Source organism: Achromobacter dolens (assembly GCF_902859745.1).
Lineage (GTDB): Bacteria > Pseudomonadota > Gammaproteobacteria > Burkholderiales > Burkholderiaceae_B > Achromobacter > Achromobacter dolens.
This window is the reverse complement of record NZ_CADIJW010000002.1, coordinates 1-21,235: the sequence shown is the minus strand read 5'-3', so window position 1 is coordinate 21,235 and position 21,235 is coordinate 1. Positions and strand designations below refer to the sequence as shown.

Below are 21,235 nucleotides of genomic sequence, written 5' to 3'. Positions count from 1 at the left end.
GGACCGCGCCACGATCCTTGATCCATTCAACATCCCCCGCAGGGGAGACGTGAGGAGCACACATGAAGAAAACCCGTCACGCGGCCCTGGCCGCACTGCGCCCCGTGGCCGCCGCATTGGCCCTGGCCGGCACCCTGGGCGCGGCCCACGCCGCCGGTTACCCCGACCAGCCCATCACCGTGGTGGTGCCGTACTCGGCCGGCGGCGGCGCCGACAACGCCGCGCGCATCATCGCCCAGGGCATGGGTGAAGTCGCCGGCCAGAGCGTCGTCATCGAAAACAAGGGCGGCGCCAGCGGCTCCATCGGCGCCGCCTACGTGGCCCGCGCCAAACCAGATGGCTACACCGTGCTGTACGACGCCTCCGCGTTCTCCATCAACCCCGTGCTGCGCAAGCTGCCCTACGACGCCAAGAAGGACTTCATTCCCGTCTCGCAGGCCGTCAGCGTGCCCAACATCCTGGTCGCCGCCACCGGTTCGGCCTTCAACAGCCTGCCCGACTTCGTCAAGGCCGCGCGCGCCAACCCCGGCCGCTACACCTACGCCTCGTACGGTCCGGGCAGCCTGGCGCAGATGGCCGCCGAACTGCTCAAGAAGGACGCCAAGATCGACATCGTGCACGTGCCGTACAAGGGCGGCGCGCCCGCCATCGTCGACGTCATGGGCGGGCAGGTCGACGTGTACTTCGCCAACGCCGCGTCCAGCCTGAACTACGTCAGCACCGGCAAGCTCAAGGCGCTGGCCGTCTCGTCGGCCGCGCGCATGCCCGACCTGCCCAACGTGCCCACCGTCAGCGAAGGCGGCGTCAATGCCTTCGACGTCGTCGAATGGAATGGCTTCTTCCTGCCGGCCGGCGCCGATCCGCAGGTCGTCGCCAAGCTGCAGGACCTGGTGCAGAAGGCGCTGGCCCGCCCCGAAACCCGAGACAAGCTCGCCAAGCTCGGCCTGACCCCGGTCGGCAGCAGCGCCGCGGACTTCGCCAAGTTCGTCGACGCTGAACAGGTCCGCTGGGCCGAGGTCGTGAAAACCAATAACATCACCGTGAACTGATCGGCCGGGGCGGGCAGCGCCGTTGCCCGCCCCGCCGACGCAAACACCCAAGGGGAGATGCCGCAATGAGCCGGGAAGACGATTTCGAGCGCGGCCTGGCCAACCGCCGCGCCGTGCTGGGAGAAGAATGGGTGCAGCGCTCGCTGGACCGCGCCACCACCTTCACCGCCGACTACCAGAACCTGATCACCCGCTACGCCTGGCACGACATCTGGAGCCGCCCGGGCCTGCCGCACAAGGCGCGGCGCATGATGGTGCTGGCGGTGACCTTGTCCTTAGGGCGGTGGGAGGAATTCGAGCTGCACGTGCGCGCCGCGCTGACGGCGAAGGACGAATCGCGGCTGAGTCCGGATGAACTGAAGGAAGTGCTGCTGCAGAACGCGATCTACGCGGGCGTGCCGGCGGCCAATACCGCGTTCAATCTGGCGCATGGGATTCTGCGTGAGGTGGCGGGGGAGATTGGGTATGTGGTGGAGCCGGCGGAGGCGCGGGGGGCGGATTTGTTTGGCGGGGGAAATTGAGGTTTTAGGCGCGAATGGCGAACAGATACCGTTATCTGCCTGATAATGGGAATTCCATAGCGCTTAGATGTTGGCAGTGTAAGATTGCTCGCTTTCCTAATAATGCAAGGTTATGCAGCTCCCTACGCTTACGGAAGAACAAGTCGGCAAGTTCCGATGGATATGCGAACGCTTTGGGCACGATATCCGACTGCCGCCAGCGGATCATTGGAAAACGATGTCCGATACCGATATTTGGATCCGCGTCGTAAGCCAGGTTGTCGTGGTGGGAAAATCCGATCCCGCCAAGCGGCTTTCCGAGGCCGCCATCCGGGAAAAATTGAACTACGAACGTCTATGTGCCATGCCCGAAGCCCAGGTGGCAATGGTGCTTGGCGAAGTGTTGCGTGAAATAGGTGCGCGCTATGTGTCCGACGTTAATCCGGAGCTTTCGCCAAAGGTCCTTGCCCTGATAAAGAACTTCGCCTTTCTTAAGGCGTACAAAGGCGGGCCGAGCGGTTTCATACGCTACGTGGTGGCGCTGAAAACGTCAGAGGAACGCTGGCAATATGTTGCGAAGTCTCTGGCCTATGTCAAGAACAAGGGAGCGCGTGACTTTCTTACATCCGGCTTTGGTCTGGCCACTGATCGCATTGCATTGGATAGCCGGGTCATGGGAGTGGTGAACAGAATCGTTCCTGAACTTCCAACAAAGGTACCTGCAACCTCATATGCCGCCGTCGAGACTCTTCTCGCGCAGGATGTATGCAAACCGCTTGGCATCACCCCTGCATTTTTGGATCAACTCCTGTTCAAAAATTATGGCTCGATTCTTGAAGGGCTTGGGTCGTCGATGGGTGACGCAGATCTGACTCGCGTGAGTACCGAATCCCTACTGCTGCAGTATCGTCAAATACAGCATGAATTGAAACGACGGGAAGTCCTGTACGAATAGCGAGAGAGTTAGGGTGCGTCAATCGAGGGTATCGCACCCGCAATCGAGCCGGGCAATATCAAATTCGACGTGTCCGGTCTCGGGTGTTTCTCCGAATTCGATCAAGAATCCCATCGTTTCAACCAAGCCTTCAGATGCCTTGGCTACGCGCCCGCGGCCTCGATAGGCGTAATGTCCGGTACGCTCCAGTTGTTCCGCCGACGCGGCGTCTTTCTCACCCTGAGGCCAGTCAACTCCGTAGGCGCCGCCGACTTCACCATCCATTGCAGACAGGCGATTCATGACGACGTCACCGGCCTTGACGGAGCAGGGCCAGCAGAAAACGGTGACTTCCCCTTGGTCGCTGCGAAGCGTGACCGAGGCGGCATCGTCGTCTGGTGCGTATCTTTCTACTGATACAACGGTGAGTGGTTTCATATCTCGGCTGCTCGCCTCTGTTTCCAATGCAGGATCATAAATCGCTGTCTTTATGTCGTTCCCGGTTCGGCACGAAACACTCCTTGTGGTCGAGGGAGGAATGGGGAAGCCGGTTGCCCACGTTATGCCCCTTGATTTCCCGTGTTACGCCGATGAGAACTCGCCGATAACTATAATCCCCCCTCGATCCCCGCTTTGACGGCATTTCCCGCCGTGTCTCATGTCCGCCACGCCCCTTCGCGTGCTGTCCGTCATCCCGCCGATGACGCAGCTCAATACGCCATACCCGTCCACCGCCTACCTGACCGGCTTCCTGCGCTCCCGCGGCGTCACGGCCACGCAGGAAGACTTGGCGTTGGCGCTGGTCTTGCGCCTGTTGTCGCCCGACGGCCTGCGCGCCGTGGCGGCCAAGGTGGACGCGTTGCCGCTGGACAAGCACACCCCCGCGATCCAGGCCTTCGTCGCCATGCAGCCGCGCTACCTGGCCACCATCGGCCCGGTGATCGCCTTCCTGCAGGGGCGCGACGCGACGCTGGCCCACCGCATCGTTGGCCGTAACTTCCTGCCTGAAGGCCCGCGCTTCGCTTCGCTGGACGTGTACGTCGACGACGAGGGCGGCGATCCGCTGGGCTGGGCCTTCGGCGCCCTGGGCCTGCAGGACCGCGCCAAGCACCTGGCCACGCTGTATCTGAACGACCTGGCCGACGTGCTGCGCGACGCCATCGATCCGCGTTTTGAATTCGTGCGCTACGCCGAATCGCTGGCCGGCAGCCAGCCGACCTTCGACCCGTTGGCCGAAGCGCTGGCCGCGCCGCTGAACCTGGTCGACGATACCCTGCGCGACCTGACCCTGGAAGCGTTGGCGCGCCACCAGCCCACCATGGTGCTGCTGTCGGTGCCGTTCCCCGGCGCCGTCTACGCCGCCTTCCGCATCGCCCAGGCCATCAAGGCGCAAGATCGCAGGATCATCACCGTGCTGGGCGGCGGCTTCGTCAACACCGAGCTGCGCGAACTGAAAGACCCGCGCGTCTTCGACTATTTCGACTTCGTCAGCCTCGACGCCGGCGAGCGCCCCTTGCTGGCGCTGATGGAACACGTCGAAGGCAAGCGCTCGCGCCAGCGCCTGGTGCGCACCTTCCTGCGCGACGCCGACAGCGGCGCGGTGCGCTACGTCAACCTGGTCGAGCCCGACGTCGCCTTCGCCGAAGTCGGCACGCCCACCTGGGACGGCCTGCCGCTGGACCGCTACCTGTCGCTGCTGGACATGCTCAACCCCATGCACCGCCTGTGGAGCGACGGCCGCTGGAACAAGCTGACCGTGGCCCACGGCTGCTACTGGAAGAAGTGCAGCTTCTGTGATGTCAGCCTGGACTACATCGGCCGTTACGAAGGCGCCTCGGCCACCGTGCTGGCCGACCGCATCGAGGCCATCGTGCAGGAAACCGGGCAGACGGGATTTCACTTCGTCGACGAGGCCGCGCCGCCCAAGTCCCTCAAGGCCCTGGCCACGGAACTGATCGACCGCAACGCCGGCATCTCGTGGTGGGGCAACATTCGCTTCGAGAAGACCTTCACCCCCGAGCTGTGCGAACTGCTGGCCGACAGCGGCTGCATCGCCGTCTCGGGCGGCCTGGAGGTCGCCTCGGACCGCCTGCTGAACCTGATGAAGAAGGGCGTGTCGGTCGACCAGGTGGCGCGCGTCACGCGCGCCTTCAGCGACGCCGGCGTCCTGGTGCACGCCTACCTGATGTACGGCTTTCCCACGCAGACCGTGCAGGACACGGTCGACGCGCTGGAATACGTGCGCCAGTTGTTCGAAAACGGCTGTATCCAGAGCGGGTTCTTCCACCGCTTCGCCTGTACGGTGCATTCCCCGGTGGGGCTGAACCCCGAGGAATACGGCGTGACGCTGCGGCCGCTGCCGGACGTGACGTTCGCCAAGAACGACATCGGCTTCGACGACCCGACCGGGGTGGATCACGACGCGCTGGGACGGGCGTTGAAAAAGGCGATCTATAACTACATGCACGGGATCGGGCTGGACGAGGACGTGCGTAGCTGGTTTCCGTTCAAGGTGCCGAAGACGACGGTGGGGCGGCATCGGATTGCCAAGGCGTTGAGCCAGCGGGGGTAGGGGGCTGGTTGCGCTTGTATTCGCCAGGGCCAACGCCGAATTGCTTGCGGAACGCCACCGCGAAATGACTGGGGTTCGAGTACCCGAGCCCGAATGCCACCTCCATGACGGTCACCCCGCCTGCCCGCAGGCGCCGACGCGCCTCGCGCATCCGTTCCTGCTGGAACAGCCCGTACACGCTGTGCCCGAACAATTCCCGGAATCCGCGCTGGATGCGTATGGCGCTGATGCCAGCTTCAAGCGCCATCTGTGCCAAGGTGGGGGGACGGGCCAGATCGGCGAGCAGGTGATCGCGGGCGGCTAGCAGTTGCTGGCGATGCGTTACGACCCGACCCTGGCGCCCGCCGCTGGCGCGCCCGGTCTCCAGGAAGTGACCCACCAATAGCAAGGCGTGGCCTTCGCGAACCAGGCTGGCGCCCGCCGTCACCGGTGTCGTCGTCGCGGCATGTTTGAGCGCACGGCTGAGGGTATAGGCCGCCTCGTGTAGCCGGGCGCCGCGATAGCCCGCCATGAAGCACGCGCCGGATTCCACCGATCGCCGCAATGGTCGGTCCAGCTCGCCGATCCAGTCTTGCAGCATGTCCGGACGCACCGCAACCGAGACACTCTCGCACGCTCCCTGTTGATGAAAACGGCTGTGCCGGCCCGGCGCGAATTGGATGCTGCCAGCGTTCTCACGCATGTATTCGCCTCGGCTTGCCGTCCCCCGATCCAGCCAGCATTGGGTGCGGCCGCGCAATTGGTATGTGAATAGCACGCGATGATGATCGCCTCGCGCGTCCAATGTCACCGGTTCCTTGAACGCGCTCTGCCAATAGTGCAGTTCGATACCGTCGCTGGCGGGCAGGGAGACCAGGCGGTGGCGTTGCCGCGCCAGCAGCGTCGCCAGGCGGGCCGGATCGAGCATGGCCGACATGTGTACTTCGGACGGGGCGGGCAGTTGGCTGGGCGTCATTGTGTCGATGGTGATCCGATGCGGGTGGAATGGACTTGATTCAGGTGTGGCCGGGCAGGGCACGCCACATCCAATGAGGTGGCTTGAAACAGCATCCATGCGCGTCCGAGGAATGGCTTCTGTCGCCGCGCGGGTGCCTTGCCGTCAACCCACCGGATGTACGACTATGATCTTCCAATTCCGCTCCCCATATGCGACGTCCCGACTTCTCGGCGTCGGATTTCCCCTGCTGCTATTGGCGTGGACCCAACCGGGCGTCGCGCAATCGGCCAATGCTGGCGAGGCCGCCACGTTGCCCGTCATCGAAGTCGCCGCGCCGGCCGAGGACGACGGCCTCGTGCCCCGGCGCGCCAGCGCGGCGACTCGCAACAGTACGCCGCTAGTCGAGATCCCGCAGTCCATCTCAGTGGTCACGCGCTCTCAAATGGATGCGCAAGGCGTCCATTCGGTCAACGAGGCCTTCCGCTATGCGCCCGGCATCGCGACAGAAGCCTGGGGTGGCGTCAGCGGATATGATGAGCTCACCATCCGTGGTTTCACGTCGACCAACGATATGGCGGACACCTTTCTGGACGGCTTGCGCATGGGCGAAGGCCTGGTCTTCGGATCGCAGCAGGTCGACGCATTTCTACTCGAACGCATGGAGGTTCTGCGCGGTCCGGCATCGGTGTTGTATGGCAGGGCCAACCCCGGCGGGGTGGTGGTCCTGACCAGCAAATTGCCGCGCGATCAGGCCATCCGGCGGGTCGAGCTGGAGGGGGGCTCGTATGGCAACCGGCGCGCTTCCTTCGACCTGGGCGGCATGGCCGATGCGAGCGGCACGCTGCTGTTTCGCGTCGTCGGCACGGCCATGAACAGCGACGGCCACATGGACGGCGCGCCGGTTCGTCGCCGCGCGGTCGCTCCGTCGTTGACCTGGCAACCGAGCGCGGCCACCCGCTTTACGTTGTACGCGCGTTATCAGGGGGACCCCCAGTCCGGCATGATCGGTTCGCTGCCCGCGCAGGGCACGATGCTACCCAACCCGCACGGTCGGCTGCCAATGCGCTTCAACACGGGCGAGCCTTCGTATGATCGCTTCTCTCGCACCCAGCGCGCGGCGGGCTATCAATTCGACCAGCGTCTGGCCGACGACTGGTCGCTGTCGCTGAACGGCCGCTACGCCGATATCGACGTGCAGTACGCCGCCGTGCGCATGACAGGCTTGCGGCCGGACCTGCGCACCATCGATCGCTACGCCAACGCGTCGGACGAACGCTATAACACCCTCGCGCTCGATAACCAGGTGCGCGGACGCTTCGCCACCGGGGTCTTGCAACACGAACTGCTGGCCGGCATAAGCTGGGAACAACTGCGGGGTCGTGGCGACTTCAGAAAGGGCAAGCCGCCGTCGCTGGACATCCCGTCGCTGGACATCTTCGAACCGGCGTACGGGATGCCCATCCCCGCCGCCTTGCCCGTGGGCATGGACAATCGCGTGCGCTCGACGCAGATGGGCTTCTACCTGCAAGACCAGTTGTCGCTCGGCGGTTGGCACACCATGCTCGGCCTGCGGCATGACCGCTCCACCATCGACACCGTGGACTTTCGTTGGCACAACGACTTTACGCAGCGTGATCACGCCACTACTGGTCGCATCGGCACGCTCTATCGTTTCGAGAACGGTTTGGCGCCCTTTGCCACCTACGCGCAGTCGTTCCAGCCCATCAATCAGCTTTCGGCCAGCGGCACGCCGTTCAAGCCCAGTCGGGGAGAATTGTTCGAGGCGGGCCTCAAATACCAGCCACTGGAGTGGGACGCGCTGTTTACCGCCGCCCTTTACAACCTGACGCAAGCCAACGTGCTCATCCCAGACCCCGCCAATCCATGGCAACGTATCCAAGAAGGCGAGATGCGTTCCCGAGGCCTGGAACTGGAAGCCCGTGCGCGCCTCGCCGCGCAATGGAGCGTGATCGCCGCCTACACCTGGCAACAGGTTGAATACACCAAGGGCAGTGCGGATATCGTCGGCAAGCGGCCCGTGCGCGTGCCGGCTCAATTCGGCGGCGTTTGGCTGGCATGGGATGCGCCGTCGGGCCTCGGTGCGGCGCTGGGCGCGCGCTACCACGGCAATACCGCCGGCGGCATGCAGGTGGAGGAATTCCGCGCGCCGTCATTCACGCTGTTCGATGCGCAACTGCACTACGATTTCGGACGGCAATCGCCATCCATGAAGGGCGCCCGGCTGCAGCTTAACGTTGCCAACCTGACCAACAAGCGCCACGTGGCGGGTTGCTATGACATGGGCACGGGTTGCTTCCCTGGGTTGGGCCGGCAGGTGAATCTGACTTTGGCGTATCAGTGGTAACCGGGACGGGGCCGGCATTGCGAGGCGACGCCGGCGCTTCAGACGCCCGCCGCCCTGCGCTTATATTCCCCCGGCCCCACGCCAAACTCCTTCCGGAACGCCGCCGCGAAGTGGCTGGGATTCGAGTACCCCATATCGAAGGCCACCTCCATCACCGTCACCTTGCCCGCCCGCAGCCGCTGCTGCGCCTCGCGCATCCGCGCCTGCTGGAACAAGCCATAGACGCTGTGCCCGAACAACTCGCGGAATCCGCGCTTGATGCGCATGGCGCTCAAGCCCGTTTCCGCGGCCATCTGCGCCAGCGTGGGCGGATGGGCGAGGTCGGCCAGCAGATAGTCGCGCGCCGCCATCAGGCGTTGCCGTTGCGGCGTGGCGGCATTGGCACGGCGCGGGTCCGCGTGGCCGGTTTCGAGAAACAGGCCGGTGAGCATCATGGCCTGCGCTTCGCGGATCAGCCGCGCGCCGGGCGTGTCGCAGGCAGGCGTGCGCAGGTGCTTCAACTCGCGGCTGATGGCGAGCGCGGCTTGATGCAGCTTTTCGCCGCGGTAGCCGGTGCGAAAGCAACTGCCGGAGTCCAGTGAGCGCCGCAGCGCCGCGTCCTCTTCGTCCTCGATCCACGTGCGCAGCACGTCCGGCCGCAGCGCAACGGTCAGGCTCTCGCACACCCCATGTTGGGCAAAGTGTCCACGGCGATCTGGCGTGTAGTACAAGCAACCCGACGTTTCCCTGATGGCCTCGCCCTGTCCGGCGACGCCGCCTTCCAGCCAGCAATCGGTCTCGCCGCGCAATTGGTACGACAGCAATACGCGGTCGCCGTCGTCACGCGTGTGCACGGTGAAGGGCTGCTCGAATGCGCTTTGCCAATGGCACAGCTCGATGCCATCCGCCACTTCCGCGTACACCAACCGATGTCGTTGTCCTGACAGGTAGTGCGCCAGGAAGTCCGTGTCGAACATCGAGGACGTGGGCACATCGGGCAGGGAGGAAATGGCGCCGTGGCGCGGCGCGTCGGGATGGGTCTTCATGAAGCGATGCCGGGGGACCCGTTTCGGGGTTGACGACCCGATCCGGGTAGTTAAAGGAATGAGACGCAATATTAAATGGAGCGGCTTCCAAGCAATGCCCATACATCGCGCCGGCGACACGCGCCGGGTCTCGGGATGCATGCCATCAAACAAACGGACCACGCTCATGATCTTCCAATCCCGCGCCAGATGCGCATCGCCCCGGGTTCTTACCGTCGGATTTCATTTGCTGCTGCTGGCCTGGACCCAGCCCGGCGCGGCGCAGGCGGCCGCAGCGGCCACGGCGGGGGACGCGCGCACTTTGCCGTCCGTCGAGGTCGTCGGCATCCCGCAGGACGACGGCGTGGTGCCGCGTCGCTCCAGTTCCGCCACGCGCACCGACACGCCCCTGATCGAGACGCCGCAGTCCCTCTCGGTGGTCACCCGCGAGCAGATGGACGCGCGCAACGTGCGCTCGGTCAACGAGGCCTTCCGCTACGCGCCCGGCGTCGCCACAGAATCCTGGGGCGCCGTCACCGCCTATGACGACATGAGCATCCGCGGCTTCAGCACGGGCAACGGCCCCGTCGACACCTTCCTGGACGGCATGCGCCTGAACCGCGGCGTCGTCTTCGGCGGCCAGCAGGTCGATCCTTTCCTGCTCGAACGCATGGAAGTGCTGCGCGGCCCCGCCTCGGTGCTGTACGGCACCTCCACGCCCGGCGGCGTCATTGCGCTGACCAGCAAGCTGCCGCGCGAAGACGCCGTGCGCCTCATCGAGCTTGAGGGCGGCACCAGCCGCTACCGTCGCGGCTCGTTCGACCTGGGCGGCAAGGCCGACGAACGCGGCACGCTGCTGTTCCGGGTCGTCGGCACCGCCATGAACAGCGATGGCCAACTGGACGGCACCTGGCTGCGCCGCCGCGCGGTCGCGCCCTCGCTGACCTGGCAACCCAGCGCTGCCACCCGCTTGACGCTGTACGCGCGCTACCAGGACGATCCCGGCCTGGGCATGATCTCGTCGGTGCCGGGCATCGGCAGCGTGCTGTCCAACCCACACGGCCAGCTGCCGCCCCGCTTCAACGTGGGCGAGCCGGGCTACGACACGTTCGCGCGCACCATCCGCGCCGTGGGCTACCAGTTCGACCAGAAGCTGGCGGGCGACTGGTCGATGAGCCTGAACGGCCGCTACACCCGCGTCGACAGCGACTATGACGCCGTGGTCCTGGCCGCCTTGCAACCGGACCTGCGCACCATCGACCGCCAGGTGCTCGGTTCCACCGAGCGCTACGACAGCCTCACCCTGGACAACCAGTTGAAAGGCCGCTTCGCCACCGGCGCCGCGCGCCACGAACTGCTGGCCGGCCTGGTGTGGGAGCAGATGCGCGGCGACGGCGACTACCGCACGACCTACAACGGCACCAAGCTGGACCTCTACAACCCCGTCTACGGCGCGCCGCAGCCCGTCCCGCCCACGGTCATGGACAAGGGCATGCGCTCGACGCTGACCGGCCTTTACGTGCAGGACCAGATCGCGCTGGGCAACTGGCACACCACCATCGGCGTGCGCCAGGACTGGTCGACCATCGATTCCACCGACAGGCTCTGGCACAGCGGCTTCACGCAGAAGGACCAGGCAACCACCGTGCGCGTCGGCACGCTGTATCGCTTCGGCAATGGCCTGGCGCCGTATGCCACCTACGCGCAGTCCTTCGAGCCCGTGAACAGCCTGTCCGCCAGCGGCGAGCCGTTCAAGCCGACCCGGGGCGAACTGTTCGAAACCGGCCTCAAGTACCAGCCGGAGAACTGGGACGCCCTGTTCTCCGCGGCGATCTACCACCTGACCCAGACCAACGTGCTGAGCGCCGACCCCGCCAACCCGCGCCTATCCGTGCAGTCGGGCGAGGTCCGCTCGCGCGGGCTGGAGCTGGAAGCGCATGCGCGGCTGTCGCCCCAGTGGAGCGTGATCGCGGCCTATACGTGGCAGAACGTCGAATACACCAAAGGCAATGCCAACGAAGTGGGCAGGACGCCCTCGCGCGTGCCGACGCGCTTTGGCGGCGTCTGGCTGGCGTGGGATGCGCCCTCCGGCCTGGGCGCGGCGCTGGGGGTGCGGCATAACGGGGGAAGCTGGGGCGGGTACCAGACGTTGCAGGATTTCCGCGTGCCGGGATACACCTTGGTGGATGCGCAACTGCATTACGACCTGGGGCGGCAGGTGCCCAGCTTGAAAGGGACGAAGGTGCAGTTGAATGTGTCGAACTTGACGGACAAGCGGTATAGCGGGGGATGCTATGACCTGGATAACGGCTGCTTCGCGGGGGCGGGGAGGGTGGTCAGTTTGAAGGTGGGGTATCAGTGGTGAGGCGGGTGGGATAATGATTGGATAAATTGGCCGGCATCCTCCGCGATCTAGTCTATATCCTTCACGAAGGCTAACTGCATTGGCAATCCACTAGAATCGGGTCGATCCTGAGTAAAGCAATCAATAGCGAGTGTTTTTGGCAGGCTGCATTTGATCGAATCCGACATCCATAACAGGAGGAGAAGACCATGGCCAATGGTGATGTGAGCAGATTGGCGGTGCTCGTCGATGCGGACAATGCCTCGGCGAAGGTGATTCAAGATCTGCTGGGCGAGGTCTCTAAATACGGGACTGCGACGGTGAAGCGCGCATATGGAGACTGGACCACTTCAAATCTGGCCGGCTGGAAAGCTCAGCTACATCGGCACGCAGTCCAGCCCATTCAGCAATTCGCTTATACCTCCGGGAAGAACTCCACCGATTCCGCATTCATCATTGACGCCATGGACCTGCTTTACGCGGGTAACGTGGACGGGTTCGTATTGGTGTCCTCCGACGGTGACTTCACGCGGCTCGCGACCCGGCTGCGAGAGGCGGGTAAGGTGGTTTATGGGTTGGGCGAAAGAAAGACGCCGGAGGCCTTCATCGCGGCCTGCGACAAGTTCATCTTCTTCGAGGTGTTGCATGACCTGCCGAAAGCCGATGCCGAAGCTGCTGAGAGCGGGGAGTTGAAGGTGTTGCTGGCGAGGGCCATTGAAAACACTGCCCGTGACAACGGATGGGCACCTTTGGGAGCGGTCGGGTCGTATATCGTCAAAAATAACGCGTCTTTTGATTCCCGCAATTATGGTTTTGCCAAGCTGGGCGGGCTCGTGCGTGCCCAACCTTATATCGAGATAAAAGAAGTCGGGGATCCATCCGTCATCACGAATATGCACATTCGGCTGAAACGAAAGTAAAGCAGAGAAGTCGGGTGTCGCGATGGCTTCGTGCTGTTCTAGGATCAGGGGTATTTTGAGTTCAGGTAATATTTGCATACATTAACCTCGGGCCGATATATCCGTCCGAGGTGAGGTGGACCTGAACCATTCAATCCTTGGCTTAGTAGATTTTGGGGGCAGCATGGCACGCCGTAGCGGTTTCGGAGCATTTATCAGAGCAGCGGCGCGTGCGGCCGCAGCGTCCGAGCGAGAGCGTAATCGCGCTGCCCGGATGCAGCTTGCGTATGCCAGACAAGTCGAGCGCGATGAACGCAGGGATACGGCGCAGCGTCATCGCGATGAGCGAAGACTGGCCGCGCAGCAGGCCCGGGAAGACCGCGAAGCCGAAAGGGCGCTGAAGGCGCAGTACCTTCTTGATCGGCAAGCTGAAACAGACGACCTCAATGCCGAATTGAGCGAACAGGTCGAGGCGTTGGAAGATATCCTTCCGCACACACTCAGGCGTGATGACGTCATTGACTTCGATAGCCTGCGGCATTTCGAGCCATTCGCACCTTTTGAGATCGCCGCAGAACTCCGGCCTGCAGAGTCGCCTCCGTTGATCACGGTTCCAGCTCCTTCGGGTTTGAAGCGGCTGATCCCTGGGGCCGGAAAAAGGCACCAACTGGCCAAGGAGAAGGCCAGGATACAGAACCAACAGCGGTTGGAATCGTTCGAGTTATGGGAAGAGGATAAGCGGGCACAGGTTGCCACGCTGCGTGACCAGTATCTCCAAAAAAAATCTGCATACGATGCCGAGATGGCTCGGCGCAATGCTGAGGTCGACGAGTTTCAAGCGGCCTATCAGGCGCGCGAGGGTGATGCCGTCATTGCGTACAACGAGATGGTCTTGGTTCGCTCGGAATACCCCGAGGAAGGGTTTCCGCAGAAATTCCGAATGACCTATCTCGAAGAGAACAAGACGTTGGTTGTGGAGTATGAACTACCCCATATATCCGTCGTGCCTACGGAGTTGGAGCATCGCTACGTCAAGACCCGAGACCAGATTGACACCAAAGCGCGAAAGCCCGCGGATATCAAACGCCTATACCAAGGCGTCATAGCAGCGATAACGCTGCGAACCCTGCATGAATTGTTCGAAGCGGATCAAGCCGATGCGCTCGCGCTTGTGACCTTCAATGGCATCGTGGATACCATAGATCCATCCAACGGGCGGGAGGTCCGTGTTCCAGTAGTCTCCGTGAGGGCAGAGAAATCCGAGTTTCAAGAATTGCTTCTGGATCGTGTCGACATGATCGCCTGCTTGCGCAATCTGGGGGCACACGTGTCGAGCCGTCCCGACGAACTGCAGGCTATCAAGCCGATCGTTGAGTTCGATATGGTCGACAAACGTTTCATCGAGCAAGGAGACGTGCTCAGCGATCTGGAGTCGAGGCCTAATCTGCTGGACCTGACCCCTGGTGAATTTGAGGTGCTGGTGTCGAACCTGTTCAGCAGCATGGGACTGGATACCAAGCTCACCCGGGCGTCTCGGGATGGAGGCGTCGATGCCGTTGCCTTTGATACGCGCCCGATCCTGGGGGGCAAGGTCGTGATCCAGGCTAAACGGTATCGCGACACAGTTGGCGTGGCAGCGGTACGAGACCTTTTCGGCACGATGATGAACGAAGGCGCGACCAAAGGTATCCTCGTATGCACAAGCGGCTATGGAGTCGACGCCTACAAGTTTTCTCAGGACAAGCCCATTGAATTGATTGACGGAGGCGGGTTGTTGTATCTGCTTAGAGAGCATGCGGGTATCGAGGCAAAGATCCTGGTCTAGAGGGCAGGGGGCTTAGCCCTCTTTACAAGCGAATCGGATCTGAGCCGACATCCTTTAGCGCGACTCTAAGTTGTTGCCCCGATATTCACTCGCGGGATTTGTGCGCGTAATTTGGCTTCCCAATCGCGTAGCCCTATATCGCCGCAACCCACCAATGTCATCTCCTGCAATCCCGCAAGCTCTCCCAGCACGTCGATATCCGTGATTCGCTTGCAATATTGGATATTCAATTGTTCCAACGCAGGCAGGGCGGCAATCGGGCCAATGGTTTCCAATAGGCCTTGATTCTTGAGCCGCAATGAACGCAGTCCGGAAAGCTGTTCGATTCCCGCCAGCGTTTTCAATGAGCGCCCCGCCATCAGGCCCAGCGATAACAGGGGCAACGCCGCGATGCGGTGAAACAGCGATTCATCGAACGGGACATTGAACAGATTCAATTCCTGCAGCGGCAGCCGCAAGGCCTGATCGAGCAGTTTGCCGGGTTTGTCCGGCAACATCGACAGCGACTTCAGCGCCGGAAAATCCTCCGCCTTGAACCGCATCGGAACGTTGACCTCCAGCGACTCCAACTGCGGCATCAGCCCGGCCGACCAGGTATATGACCCCGGGCAATCAAAAATCGACAGATGCCGCAGGCTGGCCGGCAGCATCTCGGCGCGCAGGTTCTTGACCACCGAGGCTTGGATATTGCCGGGTCCGATGGACAGATGCGTCAGGGCGGGTAGTCGGGAGATTAAGTCCGGCAGTTCCAGCACCGGGTCCAAAGGTGGCGCCCATAGATGGACGTATTCGATCGTCGCCAGCGTGGCCGGGTCCGGCGGCGCATCGTAGAAAAGCACTTGATCCGAGCCATGCGCCTGCGCGGCTTGGCGGCTGTGCATCAACAGCCATCGCTTGTCGCGGCCGGGTTGGGGCGTTGAAAACGAAACTGGCGACATACGGGCTCCGGAGTCATTACGTCTGTCGGCAGCGCGAGCATGGCGACAGCGGGACAGGCATGGTCGAAGGGTAGAACAATAAAGCAGAACGGCAATGCCGGGCGAGCCGGATTTCCGTTCTGTTTTGGCGGCGCCGTGAAAGGCGCCTCCGTTTTCCCGCCAGACAGTTTATTCAGCCGGCTTCGGCGGCAGATCCTCCGCCGTCACGCCGCCCCGTCCCAGATACGCCCCGAACACCGTGCCGATGGTCTTGACCAGACTATGCGAGTTCATCACCTCGCCATGGATCTCGTCGATACCTTCGTCGTCCGGTTGCAGCTTGCTGGCGTGTCCGACCCATTCGATGGCGGCAAAACGGTTCTTCTTGGCGCCGTGGCCGCGCGCATAGGCCAATCCGATTTCGGCGCTGGCGCGGGCGGCGCGCCAGTCGTCGTCTTCGTCGACCAGCGGCCGTAGATAATCGCGCACGCCGCTCTGTTTTTCCGCGTCGGTGCCGTGGTCGCGCAGCAGCACCCCGATGCGCAAGCGCGCCAGGCCGTCGGCGCGAGGTTCTTCGCGCGACTCCTGCAACAGCCGCAATACCGTCTCGACATTCTCGCGGCGCGAGAAATCCATCTTGCCGTCGAACAGGTGCCGATGCGCCATGTTGTACTTGGCCAGCGGCGAACCATCGTCCACCGCGCGTTGCAGCCATTCGTCGCGCACCGCCTCGTCCAGATAATGGTCGGGCGTGTTGTCGCGGAAACCGCGGTGAATGTCGTACATGCTGCTGGCCGCGTCGGGAAAACGCCGATCCGCCAACTGGCGTGTCAGGAAATAACCTTCCTCGTGCGCGCCGCCATCCCACAGCATTGCGGCCGCCGCCAGCACATTGAAACTGTCGTCCGTCTGGTCGCGGCCAAGTTCGGCGGCGCGATCCAGCAGTTGTTGCGCCTTGGCCGGATCCTTTTCAAACCCCCACAGCCCGAACTGATGCGCCACCGCCACCAACCCCAGCGGTGTCGCCAACTGGTCCCAGCCGCTCATGCGCTCGAGCACGCGCTTGAACGCGCCGTCGTCGTCCGGGATGTGGTGAATCAGCGTCACGTGCGCGAAACTGCGGAATGGCCCGTCCACTTCGCCAAAATACATATTTCCCGGGAACGCCGCCACGCTCTGCGCGTGCAGCGCGCGGGCACGCGCATGGTCTCCCAGCGAATAACTGACGAAATTCGCGAATCGACCGAGCGCCTCGCCGCGTTCCTGGGGCCGCAGATCGCGTTGCAGGAACGATTCGAAGGCCTGGCGATGGGCTTGCACCGCCTGCGTTTCTTCAGATTCTGGAAAATCGCTCAGCTCGTCCCACAGGCCGATCCAGCGGATCGCGTTGCGCTGCGGTTCCGTCAGCGTCTCGCACAGCGGGCCGCTGGCCAGGCCGTCGATATCCTCGTAACTGCCGCCCCAACGCGGTTGCAGATACTGCGCATACCCGATCAGCGTTTCCAGGTGGCCGGGGCGCAATTCCAGCGCGCGCAGCAGCCAGTAATCCTTGCCCTGTTCCATTTCATGCTCGGCGCGCGGCGCGAGCCATGCGGGCAGGGACCGCGGCGCCTGATCCGGTTGCAGGCGCGGCACGCCGTATTCCGCCAGATGCGCCAGCGCGGCGTCCATCAGGCCGGGTTCCTCGACATCGTCGTGGGTAATGGTTTCCGGAGGATTGCCTTCGAACAACTGGCGCAGCCAATACGGCTCTTTGAAATGCGCCGCCATTTGCATCATGGTCACGCAGGCCGCGACGGGACGCGGCGACAGCGTCATGGCTTTCAACAGCGCGGCGGCGGCGGTTTCGCAGGCCAGGGCGGCGCCGATCCAGCGATCCTGCGTCACGCTGTCCGCCCAGCCAAAGCCGCGGATATCCGCGGCGCGGCCGAAGCAGAAGTTACCCAGGACCAGGTGTGCGTGGTAGGAGTCGGGGCAGGCGGCGATCCAGGCCTGGAGAAAGTCGGCGGCTTGGGGGTAGGGGACAGTGCTGTAGTCGAAGAGGGTGCCGGAGAGGGCGGCTTCGGAGTACGCGGAAATCTGGCTGGCAGGGAGCGACCAATCCTGTTGTTCCAGGTCGGCGTAGTAGGCGTCGATTTGGGAAAACGCGCGGGATTGGACCAGGGTGCGGAGGTCTTGGCGGATGGTGGTGAGCGTGCGCAAGGATCTACCTGTCGTTAAATGCGGAGCGACCTGTAGGGGTCGGAATAACGCTTGATTATTGAAGCAAATTCACGATGGAGCGGGAGGATGATAAATTTCCATTTCGAAATGTAATATGATCCTTCGGGTCTGAGGTCTGAACAGGTCAGGTGGCTACCGTCTGGGATCCGTTATCTAGATAGCGGAGAGATTTACGACGTAATGCTGATAAGTACCAAGACCAATGGATGGAGGCTTGAGTTAGAAGTCGGCTCTGAACTTCTTGTGAGGATGTATGGAAGACATAAAAACAGCTCTCAATAGATACTTAAATGATAACTATTCTGATGGTGATATCGTTGAGGTTAAGAAAGTTAGAGATGATCTAGCTCCCGATTTTTTGTATGCGGGTAATCCGCTTTCGAAGATTTTATCCGAAATCAGTAGCGGCTTCCGTGCATTAGTAAGAGCGCGGATGCTGGAGCGAGTTAGGCCCGGAGTCTATTATTACAGGCCGAACAAATATTCCGATTCAATTGAAAATCTCCCGGTCGAATATAGTGGGCGTTCAGCGGTTTCTATAGTCGAGCCCCAGAATCTGATCGACATTATGAAACAATTTGAAGATGTGAAGTCTCTGGCAAGGAGTTCGGTTTTTTTAATTCAGCGAGACCTTGCTACGGCGGATGTGGGGCTGTTGCAGGAGGTTAGTTTTTAATGGATGCCGTTAATTCTCTAAGGCCAGGAACTAAGGACGGCCTTGCAATATTGGCTTTTAAAGTCCAAGCCTTGCAATTCGATCTGAATCGGGACTTGCAATTTATAAGTATGAAAGATCAATTGATACGCGGGCGTACGTTAGTACTGGCTGCTGCGAAAGCGGGTCTTGTTAACCCAGGCAGGAGCCTGGCGAACGGGAGTCCAAATATAATTGTTGTTGGGGGAGGTGTCGGTGGTGTATCTGCCGCTCTCATGGCGTGTGAACTAGGGCTAACAGTGCAACTTGTAGAGTCGACGTCTGCGTGTTTTTCCCTTTTAGGATTGGGTAGCGATAGACTATTTAGTGCGACAGTATACGATTGGCCCCATGAACATAGTGGTGGGCACTCCTTTCCCTATATGGAGCCTCTTCGGAATAAGGAAACTATCTCAAATCTTAAAAAGAAGGCTGCGGTGCTGCGTTTTCCGGATGTTCCCAAAACGGGAGCGGAAATGCGAAAATCTTTCCTGTTGCAGCTGGATAAATATAAAGAGAAGTATAGAGATAATATTGAAATAATATATGAACATAGCCTTCATAGCATGGATGATGTCGCCGTGAATGAAGCGAGCGGAAGAGTGCGGGTCGATGTTTATGGTAAGGGGGGTGTAAGAAATTTAAATGCGCAAATAGTCATATTTGCTATCGGATTCGGCTTGGGTAAAAGTAATGAGCAAACTCTCGCTGCGAGAGATTTTTTTTCCTATAACGAGTTGGAAAGTGACATTAATAAGGCGCTCAATGGTAAAGGGAAGATTCGAATTTTTGGGGGAGGAGATGGAGGGTTGCAGGAGGCTCTCAGATTCTGTCTCGACCCGAATTGGCATGATCTTGGTGGTTGCGTGAATGAGCTGCGAGAAATTCTACGACATGCAAATCATGGGGCGCATTGGGCGCAGATGTGTGGGCGCATTCAATCCGCAGAGGATCAAGCCGTTCGCGCGTCGATGTGGGGTTATGAGGACGGTTGTGTATATCAGGAATTGGATCAAATATATTGGCGAGAAATGGAAGAATTGAATAATTTGGCGCCAGCAGCTCTCAAGGCTTGGTATGAAAGGGTTGTGCGAAAAGTCGAAATTGAAATTGAGCTTGTGGATGAATTGAAATTCAGCAAGAAGGTGTATGGCCTTAATCGTTGGTTGGTAGGGCTACTAATTCGATTGTCCGTTAAGGGTTCTGGGCGTGCCTCATTGTTTAGAAAGACCTCTGAAATGATCAGAAGCTTCGGTAATGAGGCGCCTGATGTTGAGTTACGCCGGATCGGGTTTTCTAGCGTGAGCAAGCAGGAGCAAGTGGGAACGGCAGGGTCGGAGGATCTGTTGCGACGCCTTGCTTTTCAAGGAATTCCGATGAATCTTGATCCCGTGGTGTAGGCCTTGAGTATTTTTGTGTTTGATATATGATTTATTTTTTTTTGATTATTTCTAGATGATATATCTGTAGGAGAAAAAAATAATGGGATTATTGGCGTGAAATTTACTGACTATTCTGGTGGTCCGGTGTCAGTTTTAGTTGTCCAAAACGCCATAGTGGCAGGTATAAAAAAAGCAGCTGGCGCCTACCCTAAAATTTCAGGACTTTCTCTGGATGCGGCTCCTGAGTATTTTTTGACGACGTCTATAGCCGTTCAGGTTGGGAGATTGGGTGTTCTAATTGATCTTGAGAAATCAGTAAAAGAGACGCTAATCAATAGCGGGGCGATTTCTACTGGCGTTGTGCCGAAGGATATCCGCGGTAATGGTCGGTTTGATATGGTTGTCCATAAAAAAAACGAGAAACCACGTTTTCTTGTTGAGGTGAAGCATCCGGTGGGATCATTTCATAGAATTGAGCGTGACGTAAAACGTCTCTCTGCGGTATTGGCAAGAGGTGGAGAGAGAAATTGCCTTCAGTCCGGATTCCTTGCCTTATTCGTTCGAAAAAATGTTCAGGTTGGTGCCGAAGATAGGCTCAATCGTTTGCTGGATGAGATAGGTGGTAGGTGTCAGAAATTGGTAGAAAAGCAAGGTCAAAGAATAATTTTGAGTAGTATAGCAATGGATAAGGGAAGTGCATACGCGAGTGCCGCAGTGTGTATTCGAATTGATAAGGCCTCGCGCAAGAAAACCAAATAAAAACTGAGATTTTGTGAAAATTAATGACGATCGTTAGGAGGCTTTTTTATCGATCGTTAGGAGGCTTTTTATAGGGTGAGATGGCATCTTCGTTCGCGTCTATGTCGTACACTTCTCCGACAACCAAGGAACCCCATGTCGATTCAAACCCTAGGCCGTTGCGGTGTCGTTCTGTTTCTCGCCGCGCTGACTTGCGGCTGTTCCCTGACCAACGAATGCCGCTGGAACCGCAGCAGTTGCATGTATGACGGCAAGTATGAGCCGGGCGAGGAAGAGTACGCGGAATCCGAGGCGAAACGCCTGAACAAGGCATCGACCGATCGGTTGCGCAGAAGCTCGGGTGATTGAGCGATAGCTAAGCGTAGGCGGTGGCGTGGCTAGTAGTCCGGCATCCTGTCGGTTGCCCACGCTTGCGACGTGCTGGCATCCCGATGGCGCCAAGCACATCGCAACCGCGCCAATCAATGCAATGACCCTTCCGTCATCGCCACCCCAATATCCAACCGTGCCCCGTCCATAGCCGACTCTGCAAGATCCACAATGTGATCGCAGAGGCTCTCAATGCCGCCCAGCAAGTTGGCGCTGACCCAAGGCTCCAGTGGCGCCGCCCCGGTGCTCTCGGGTTCCGTCGCGCTGTTCCCCACAATCCGGGCGATGGCCCAGATGCCCAGGCAAGCCCGTTCTATTTTCCGAAGATCAGCAAACCGAATAGGGACGCTCTGTAATGACCCAGTGAAAACCTGCTCACGTCATAATCGAGGGAATTGACGATGAGCATGAAGATGGAAGACGACATCAAACGCTGGACGGCCAAGCGCAAGAGCGCGCTAG

Annotated in this window: 17 protein-coding genes; 12 read left to right on the top strand and 5 right to left on the bottom strand. The window is 60.5% G+C overall.

Features of this window, described 5'->3' with window-relative positions:
* The first annotated feature begins 62 nt into the window (after window positions 1-62).
* The 3 genes from HV783_RS02410 to HV783_RS02400 all read left to right on the top strand — a co-directional run bounded on the left by HV783_RS02410 (window position 63) and on the right by HV783_RS02400 (window position 2,504).
* On the top strand, window positions 63-1,049 hold the full coding sequence (locus HV783_RS02410) for a tripartite tricarboxylate transporter substrate binding protein (RefSeq protein WP_175166827.1): 987 nt from the start codon (window positions 63-65) through the stop codon (window positions 1,047-1,049).
* A 65-nt stretch (window positions 1,050-1,114) separates the two neighbouring features.
* On the top strand, window positions 1,115-1,570 hold the full coding sequence (locus HV783_RS02405; protein WP_175188636.1) for a carboxymuconolactone decarboxylase family protein: 456 nt from the start codon (window positions 1,115-1,117) through the stop codon (window positions 1,568-1,570).
* Between the two features lie 217 nt (window positions 1,571-1,787).
* Complete coding sequence (locus HV783_RS02400) at window positions 1,788-2,504, top strand: hypothetical protein (protein WP_144419121.1); 717 nt, start codon at window positions 1,788-1,790, stop codon at window positions 2,502-2,504.
* Window positions 2,505-2,522: 18 nt separating this feature from the next.
* Here HV783_RS02400 and HV783_RS02395 read toward each other — a convergent pair whose 3' ends face one another.
* Window positions 2,523-2,921: a hypothetical protein gene (locus HV783_RS02395; protein ID WP_144419122.1), complete on the bottom strand. Its 399-nt coding sequence runs from the start codon at window positions 2,919-2,921 to the stop codon at window positions 2,523-2,525.
* 220 nt (window positions 2,922-3,141) lie between these two features.
* Between HV783_RS02395 and HV783_RS02390 the strand changes: the two genes are divergently transcribed.
* A complete protein-coding gene (locus HV783_RS02390) occupies window positions 3,142-5,055 on the top strand; it encodes a B12-binding domain-containing radical SAM protein (protein ID WP_175188635.1) in 1,914 nt (637 codons plus the stop codon).
* Here the strand turns inward: HV783_RS02390 and HV783_RS02385 are convergent.
* Window positions 4,991-5,971, bottom strand: a complete 981-nt coding sequence (locus tag HV783_RS02385; RefSeq protein WP_175142777.1) for a helix-turn-helix transcriptional regulator — start codon at window positions 5,969-5,971, stop codon at window positions 4,991-4,993. The two genes, HV783_RS02390 and HV783_RS02385, sit on opposite strands and share 65 nt — an antisense overlap.
* A 205-nt stretch (window positions 5,972-6,176) precedes the next feature.
* On the opposite strand from HV783_RS02385, the gene HV783_RS02380 reads away from it, so the two are divergent.
* Window positions 6,177-8,357: a TonB-dependent siderophore receptor gene (locus HV783_RS02380; RefSeq protein ID WP_175188634.1), complete on the top strand. Its 2,181-nt coding sequence runs from the start codon at window positions 6,177-6,179 to the stop codon at window positions 8,355-8,357.
* A 38-nt stretch (window positions 8,358-8,395) separates the two neighbouring features.
* On the opposite strand, the gene HV783_RS02375 is transcribed toward HV783_RS02380, so the two are convergent.
* Window positions 8,396-9,382 (bottom strand): helix-turn-helix transcriptional regulator, encoded by a 987-nt coding sequence (locus HV783_RS02375; RefSeq protein ID WP_175188633.1) that lies wholly within the window; start codon window positions 9,380-9,382, stop codon window positions 8,396-8,398.
* 226 nt (window positions 9,383-9,608) lie between these two features.
* Between HV783_RS02375 and HV783_RS02370 the strand changes: the two genes are divergently transcribed.
* From HV783_RS02370 to HV783_RS02360, 3 genes are all read left to right on the top strand, one after another.
* Window positions 9,609-11,726 carry a TonB-dependent siderophore receptor gene (locus HV783_RS02370; protein ID WP_175188632.1) on the top strand — a complete coding sequence of 706 codons (2,118 nt, stop codon included), beginning with the start codon at window positions 9,609-9,611 and terminating at the stop codon, window positions 11,724-11,726.
* 188 nt (window positions 11,727-11,914) lie between these two features.
* The gene (locus HV783_RS02365; protein ID WP_175188631.1) at window positions 11,915-12,625 is read left to right on the top strand and encodes an NYN domain-containing protein; all 711 of its coding nucleotides are present in this window, start codon (window positions 11,915-11,917) and stop codon (window positions 12,623-12,625) included.
* 163 nt (window positions 12,626-12,788) lie between these two features.
* The gene (locus HV783_RS02360; protein WP_175188630.1) at window positions 12,789-14,429 is read left to right on the top strand and encodes a restriction endonuclease; all 1,641 of its coding nucleotides are present in this window, start codon (window positions 12,789-12,791) and stop codon (window positions 14,427-14,429) included.
* Window positions 14,430-14,494: 65 nt separating this feature from the next.
* On the opposite strand, the gene HV783_RS02355 is transcribed toward HV783_RS02360, so the two are convergent.
* A complete protein-coding gene (locus HV783_RS02355; RefSeq protein ID WP_175188629.1) occupies window positions 14,495-15,367 on the bottom strand; it encodes a leucine-rich repeat domain-containing protein in 873 nt (290 codons plus the stop codon).
* A 168-nt stretch (window positions 15,368-15,535) separates the two neighbouring features.
* Window positions 15,536-17,548: a DUF4034 domain-containing protein gene (locus tag HV783_RS02350; protein WP_175188628.1), complete on the bottom strand. Its 2,013-nt coding sequence runs from the start codon at window positions 17,546-17,548 to the stop codon at window positions 15,536-15,538.
* 274 nt (window positions 17,549-17,822) lie between these two features.
* On the opposite strand from HV783_RS02350, the gene HV783_RS02345 reads away from it, so the two are divergent.
* The 4 genes from HV783_RS02345 (at window position 17,823) to HV783_RS02330 (ending at window position 20,752) form a co-directional block, all read left to right on the top strand.
* Complete coding sequence (locus HV783_RS02345; protein ID WP_156330738.1) at window positions 17,823-18,245, top strand: hypothetical protein; 423 nt, start codon at window positions 17,823-17,825, stop codon at window positions 18,243-18,245.
* Window positions 18,245-19,663, top strand: coding sequence for an FAD-dependent oxidoreductase (locus tag HV783_RS02340; RefSeq protein ID WP_175188627.1), 1,419 nt, complete (start codon window positions 18,245-18,247; stop codon window positions 19,661-19,663). Before HV783_RS02345 ends, HV783_RS02340 begins: the two co-directional genes overlap by 1 nt.
* A 96-nt stretch (window positions 19,664-19,759) precedes the next feature.
* Window positions 19,760-20,404 carry a hypothetical protein gene (locus HV783_RS02335; RefSeq protein ID WP_175188626.1) on the top strand — a complete coding sequence of 215 codons (645 nt, stop codon included), beginning with the start codon at window positions 19,760-19,762 and terminating at the stop codon, window positions 20,402-20,404.
* A gap of 135 nt (window positions 20,405-20,539) precedes the next feature.
* Window positions 20,540-20,752: a hypothetical protein gene (locus HV783_RS02330; protein WP_082401909.1), complete on the top strand. Its 213-nt coding sequence runs from the start codon at window positions 20,540-20,542 to the stop codon at window positions 20,750-20,752.
* Window positions 20,753-21,235: the final 483 nt, after the last annotated feature.